Consider the following 6,237-nt stretch of genomic DNA (forward strand, 5'->3'; position numbering starts at 1 on the left):
GCCGCGCCGCCGCCTCCCCGGGCCGCCCTCCTGACGGCCCGGACCGCGCTCTATGCTCGCCGGATGAACGACGTCCTCACCCTGGTCGACGCCCGGCTGCGCGAGACCTTCGGAGAGCCCGACGCCCGCGCCTCGGTCACCTTCCTGGGAACCGAACGCATCGAGGTGCTGCGGTTCGTGGACGCCGGGGCGGGCACTGTGCGGTACGCCACCCTCGGCATGGCGGCGGCGCCCATGACCGACCCCGCGCAGGCGCTGGCCGACCCCGAACGGGGGCCGCGCGCCGAACTGCTGCTGACGGTACGGGCCGGACGCGCCGACACGGACAAGGTGCTGCGACCGCTCGCCGTACTCGCGGCCTCGCCCCAGGTCGAGGGCGTCGTCGTGGCCCCGGGCGCCTCCCTCGACACCGGTGAGCCCCTCTGGCCCTCGGCCCCCTTCACCTCCGTCCTGGTGGCCGAACCCGGCGGCCTGGTCGAGGACTTGCCCCTCGACCCGCCCCGGGACCCGGTGCGCTTCCTGCCCCTGCTGCCCATGACGCCGACGGAGGCCGCCTGGAAGCGCGTCCACGGCGCCGAGGCGCTCCAGGAGCGCTGGCTGAGGCATGAGACGGATCTGCGCGATCCGCTGCGCGGCGCGGTACCGCTGGGGACGTAGGCGGCCCGCCCGGGCGCGGAGGAGACCGCGGGGCCGGCTCCTGCGGTGCCGGGCCGGCTCTTGCGGTGCCGGGCCGTATCCCGGTGGGCCGGCCCCGGCCTGGTCGGGACCGGGCCGGGGCCCGAGGGAGCCGGCCCGGCGCCGGGGCGGGTCACACCGTGGAGCTCGCCGGAGCCGCGGGCAGGGTCTGCTCGGACAGGTGTTCCTCGGCCTCCATGACCAGGGCCCTGCGGCGGACGCCGACGATCGCCGCGCCCACCAGCGCCGCCAGGGCCGCGACCACGAACGGGATGTGGATGTCGCTCCACTCCTCGATCTTGGGTGCCAGGAAGGGCGCCGCGGCGGCGGCGAACCACCGGACGAAGTTGTAGCCCGCGCTGGCGACCGGCCGGGGCGCGTCGGAGACGCTCAGCGCCAGCTCGGTGTAGACGGTGTTGTTCAGTCCGATGAAGGCACCGGAGGCGACGGTCCCGGCGATGGCGGCGGTGTGGCCGCCGTAGCCCAGCACCACCAGGTCGAGGGCCATCAGCACCAGTGAGGCGGCCAGCACGCGCAGCGAGCCGAAGCGCTCCTGGAGCTTCGGCGCGACCAGGACGGAGAAGACCGCCAGCAGCACGCCCCAGGCGAAGAAGACCGCGCCGGAGCGGTACGGCGACATGTCGAGGACGAACGGGGTGAAGGCCAGCACGGTGAAGAAGGCGTAGTTGTAGAAGAACGCCGAGACCGCCGCGGAGGCGAGGCCGCCGTGGCCCAGGGCCCTGATCGGGTCCAGCAGCGCGGTCTTCCGCGCGGGCCTGGGCTGTTCCTTGAGGAACGCGGTGATGGCCACGAAGCCGATGGCCATCAGCACCGCGGTGCCGAAGAACGGGAAGCGCCAGCTGGCGTCGCCGAGCACGGCGCCCAGCAGCGGCCCGCAGGCCATGCCGAGTCCCAGCGCCGACTCGTAGAGCAGGATCGCCGCCGCGCTGCCTCCCGCGGCGGCGCCGACGATCACGGCGAGGGCCGTGGAGACGAAGAGCGCGTTGCCCAGGCCCCAGCCGGCGCGGAAGCCGACGAGTTCGCCGACGGAGTGCGAGGTGCCCGAGAGTCCGGCGAAGACGACCACCAGCGCGAGCCCGAGCAGCAGTGTCTTGCGCCCGCCGATCCGGCTGGAGACGAAGCCGGTGACGAGCATGGCGACGGCGGTGATCAGGAAGTAGGAGGTGAACAGGAGGGAGACCTGGCTCGGTGTCGCCTCCAGGCCCTTGGCGATGGAGGGGAGGATCGGGTCGACCAGTCCGATGCCCATGAAGGCGACGACGGAGGCGCCCGCCGTGGCCCACACGGCCTTCGGCTGGCGGAGAATGCTGACGCTGGTGCCGCCGCCCTCGTCGAACGGATCACCACTCATGCCTGCGGCTCCTTCTCGGTTGTCTGTGCGCCGGGAAATGGTTGGTGTATACAGACAATAAGTTAGAGAGGCTAATTAGTGCAAACACCAGCTATATGATCACCGGATAGTCACCCCGCGACCTGCGGCCCTCACGCAGAGTGGTGCACGGGCCTGGGGTCCAGGTGGGTGATCGTCCTTGACGGGACGGCGACCCGGTAGGACCGTTAGGCGTCATGAGGGGCGAACCCAGTTGCCCGAAGTGCGGTAGCCGGGTCCGGGCGCCCGGTCTCTTCGCCGACACCTGGCAGTGCGGTGCGCACGGCGCTGTGCACCCGCTCCAGCCGGTCCTCCCGCCCAGCGTCGAGGCGCTCGCCGTCGTCGTGGGCCGCACCCAGGTGCCCGTATGGATGCCCTGGCCACTCCCCGTCGGCTGGCTCTTCACCGGGGTGACCTGCGCGGGGGACGACCGGAGCGGCGGCCGGGCCACCGCTGTCGCCTGCTCGGGACCCGCCCCGCTCGGCGGCCCCGGGGAACTCCTGCTGATCGCCGAGGAACTGGGCGTCGGACTGGGGGCGCGCTACGCCGGGATCGAGGGCCCCGACCCCGGACCCGCCATCTGCACGGGGAAGCCGCCCCACGCCAAGGTCCTGGCCGCCGGCCGTCCCACGCCGCTGTGGCATGTCGAGGGCGCCCCCGAGGACCGCGCGGTCTTCGCGGGGGAGGCGTGCGGGCTGTGGCTGTGGGCCGTCGTCTGGCCGCAGGAGTCCGGGCTGATCCTCTACGACGAGCTGGTGCTGACCGACCTGCGGGACGCGGGTGCCGAGATCGACCTGGTGCCCTGCGGAGCCCTCTCCCCCCGGCTGATCGCCTGAGCCCGCGCCTCGCGCGTACGGCCGGGACCTGCTGCGGCCTGGCCCGAAGGGACGGCGGACGGTACGGCTATCCTGGACGACGCTCGCCATGAGCCCGTCATCCCGCCGCCCACCACCTCTCGGAGCCCGTCGACGTGCGCATCGACCTGCACACCCACTCCACCGCCTCCGACGGCACCGATTCCCCGGCCGAGCTGGTGCGCAACGCCGCCGCGGCCGGCCTGGATGTGGTGGCGCTCACCGACCACGACACGGTCGCGGGGTACGAGGAGGCCATCGCCGCCCTGCCGGCGGGCCTCACCCTGGTCACCGGCGCGGAACTCTCCTGCCGGCTGGGCGACATCAGCCTGCACATGCTGGCCTACCTCTTCGATCCCGCCGAGCCCGAACTGGCACGCGAACGCGAACTGGTGCGCGACGACCGCGTGCCCCGCGCCCGGACCATGGTCGACAGGCTGCGCGAGCTGGGCGTGCCCGTCACCTGGGACCAGGTCCGGCGCATCGCGGGGGACGGCTCGGTGGGCCGCCCGCACATCGCCACCGCCATGGTCGAGGCAGGCGTCGTCGAGACCGTCTCCGACGCCTTCACCGAGGAATGGCTCGCCAACGACGGGCGTGCCTACGTCGCCAAGCACGAGCTGGACCCCTTCGACGCCCTGCGGCTGATCAAGGGCGCGGGCGGTGTCGCCGTCTTCGCGCACCCGCTGGCGGCCAAGCGCGGCCAGTGCGTGCCCGAGAGCGCGATAGCCGAGCTGGCCGCGGCCGGTCTCGACGGTGTCGAGGCCGACCACGCCGACCACACCCCCGAGACCCGCCGGCGGCTGCACGGTCTCGCCGCCGACCTCGGCCTGCTGGCCACCGGGTCCAGCGACTACCACGGCAGCCGCAAGACCGTCTCCCTCGGCGACTTCACCACCGCCCCCGACGTCTACGCCGAGATCGCCGCACGCGGCTCAGGCACCGCCCCCGTCACGGGCTGAGCCCGGCGCGGGCCGCACGCCGGCCACCGGACAGCCCCCTCGGGAAGCCCGGGTCGCCGGGCGGCACCCAGTCGGCCAGGACCCGCCCGCACGGAGTCCGGCTCGGACGGGGCCTGTCCGGCCGGGACCGCGCCCACGCGGAGCCCTCCCAGCGGAGCCCGCCCGCGCGGAGCCCGCCCGGTTGGGGCAGCCCTCTCGGACCGAGCCTGTTCGGACGGGGTCACGCGCGCAGGAGTCCGGGGCGGGCATTCGACGGGCGTGAGACGGCACCCTGGGACCGGCGCCCTGCCGGTGCCCGCTCGCTCCCCGCGGGCAGTCCGCTCGCCGGCCCGCGCCCGGCCGGCCCGCCGCCGCGCTCCACCGACCGCCCCGCTCCCACTCCCCGCCCCCCGCTCCTCATCGAGCGTCCCGGGGCGGAGGTGAGGGCGGGGATGGGGCGGTGAGGACGACGGCGGCCCGCAGGTATCCGTCCCGCGCCCGAGCCCCACGCCCGCGCGCCCCCCGACAACTCCCGTTTTCCGCCCACTTACCCCGGCTTCCCCGACTTCCCTCTCCCCCCTTTCCGTACATCCCTCGACAAGGCACAGGCACCACCGTGTTCGACTTCGCTCTCTTCGGCTCCGTCTTCCTCACCCTGTTCGTGATCATGGACCCGCCCGGCATCACCCCGATCTTCCTCGGCCTCACCTCGGGGCGGCCGGTGAAGGTCCAGCGCAGGATGGCGTGGCAGGCCGCGGCCGTCGCCTTCGGGGTGATCACACTGTTCGGCATCTGCGGCAAGCAGATCCTCGACTACGTCCACGTCTCCATCCCCGCCCTGATGGTGGCGGGCGGGCTGCTGCTCCTGCTGGTGGCGCTCGACCTGCTGACGGGCAAGTCCGACGAGCCGACCCAGACCAAGGACGTCAATGTCGCCCTCGTCCCCCTGGGCATGCCGCTGCTGGCCGGGCCCGGCGCGATCGTCTCCGTCATCCTTGCCGTGCAGCACGCCGACGGCTGGGGCGGGCAGCTGTCGGTGTGGACCGCGATCGTGGCCATGCACCTGGTCCTGTGGCTGGTGATGCGCTACTCGCTGCTGATCATCCGGATCATCAAGGACGGCGGCGTCGTGCTCGTCACCCGGCTCTCGGGCATGCTGCTGTCCGCCATCGCCGTGCAGCAGATCGCGGGCGGCATCACTCAGTTCATCCAGGGCAAGGGCTGACCGCCCGGCCGCCCCCGGACCGCGCGGATCTCAGACCGCGCCGCGCCAGAACCCGGCCAGTGCGTCCGCCGTCTCCCCGGGCCGCTCGGCGTTGGGGGAGTGGCCGGTGCCCGGTACGACCGTACGCCGGGCACCCAGCCGCGCGGCCATCGCGTCAAGCTGCGGCACCGGCCAGGCGTCGTCCTCGGCACCGGAGACCACGTGGACGGGCACCGGCAGCGCGGCCAGCTCGGCCACCCGGTCCGGCTCGGTGAGCAGCTGGCGTCCCGTCGCCGCCAGTTGCTCGGGGACGTTGGCCAGCCAGCGCCGGCGCAGGAACTCCTCCATCGCCGCCGAGGCCTCCGCCACCTCGCGCCGCGCGTACGGGGCCTCACCCGCCGCGCCCACCGACTGGTCCAGCTCCCGCATGACCTCCCAGATGGCCGCCATGCTCATCGAACCCAGCGCGCCCAGCAGCATGCGCACCCGCTGCTGCTGGGAGGCGGAGACCGCGGCGGGGCCGCAGCTCAGCAGCGTCAGCGAGGCGAAGGGGGCCGCGTCCCGCAGGACGGCGGCGCGGGCGACCAGTCCGCCCATCGAGTGCCCCACCAGGTGGACACCGCCGGGCGAGGACGCCGTGAGGGCGCGGGTCACGGCGTGCACGTCCTGGGCGAGCGGGTCCTGCGCGTAGGCCGCCTCGTCGTGCGGGCCGCCCGTCTCGAACTGGCCCCGCCCGTCCATCGCCACCACCCGGAACCCGGCCCCGGCCAGCGGTTCCAGCAGTCCGATGAAGTCCTCCTTGCTGCCCGTGAAGCCCGGCACCAGCAGCGCGGTCCGCCCCGCCCGCCCGCGCGACCCCGTGCCCGGCCCGGCGTCCTGTCCCCGCTCCGGGCCGTCCGTCTCCGGCACGGGGCCCGGCCCGCCGGTGTCGTGCACCGCGAACTCGCCGCGCGGGGTGGCCAACCGGTAGGCGCGTACCCCGGCGGGCAGCGCGAGGAAGGGGGGCTTGCTCATGGCAGGACGCTACCCGTCCGCCCGGCCCGCCCGGCACGGTGGCCTCCCGCACCGGCGGGACGGGACGGGCACGCGAACGGCCCGGCACCCCGTCGGGGTACCGGGCCGTGACGGACCGTGCGGGGCCTCCCGGCGCCTGCCGGGAGGGGAGGTCAGCTC

At 74.3% G+C, this 6,237-nt stretch carries 6 protein-coding genes; 4 read left to right on the forward strand and 2 right to left on the reverse strand.

Annotated features, from left to right (window positions below; translation table 11 throughout):
• Positions 1 to 63 precede the first annotated feature (63 nt).
• Entirely contained in the window at positions 64 to 657 is a 594-nt protein-coding gene (locus tag FM076_RS22035; protein ID WP_173872704.1) for a suppressor of fused domain protein, read from the forward strand.
• Between the two features lie 151 nt (positions 658 to 808).
• Here the strand turns inward: FM076_RS22035 and FM076_RS22040 are convergent, their stop codons facing one another.
• Positions 809 to 2,047, reverse strand: coding sequence for an MFS transporter (locus FM076_RS22040; protein ID WP_173872705.1), 1,239 nt, complete (start codon positions 2,045 to 2,047; stop codon positions 809 to 811).
• 215 nt (positions 2,048 to 2,262) lie between these two features.
• On the opposite strand from FM076_RS22040, the gene FM076_RS22045 reads away from it, so the two are divergent.
• The 3 genes from FM076_RS22045 (at position 2,263) to FM076_RS22055 (ending at position 5,085) form a co-directional block, all read left to right on the forward strand.
• The gene (locus FM076_RS22045; protein ID WP_173872706.1) at positions 2,263 to 2,901 is read left to right on the forward strand and encodes a DUF6758 family protein; all 639 of its coding nucleotides are present in this window, start codon (positions 2,263 to 2,265) and stop codon (positions 2,899 to 2,901) included.
• 134 nt (positions 2,902 to 3,035) lie between these two features.
• Positions 3,036 to 3,881, forward strand: a complete 846-nt coding sequence (locus FM076_RS22050) for a PHP domain-containing protein (protein WP_173872707.1) — start codon at positions 3,036 to 3,038, stop codon at positions 3,879 to 3,881.
• Between the two features lie 595 nt (positions 3,882 to 4,476).
• Positions 4,477 to 5,085: a MarC family protein gene (locus FM076_RS22055; RefSeq protein ID WP_173872708.1), complete on the forward strand. Its 609-nt coding sequence runs from the start codon at positions 4,477 to 4,479 to the stop codon at positions 5,083 to 5,085.
• 30 nt (positions 5,086 to 5,115) lie between these two features.
• On the opposite strand, the gene FM076_RS22060 is transcribed toward FM076_RS22055, so the two are convergent.
• Entirely contained in the window at positions 5,116 to 6,078 is a 963-nt protein-coding gene (locus FM076_RS22060) for an alpha/beta fold hydrolase (protein WP_173872709.1), read from the reverse strand.
• Between the last annotated feature and the right edge of the window lie 159 nt (positions 6,079 to 6,237).

The sequence above is a fragment of the Streptomyces albus subsp. chlorinus genome, assembly GCF_013302895.1.
GTDB classification, from domain to species: Bacteria; Actinomycetota; Actinomycetes; order Streptomycetales; family Streptomycetaceae; genus Streptomyces; species Streptomyces chlorinus.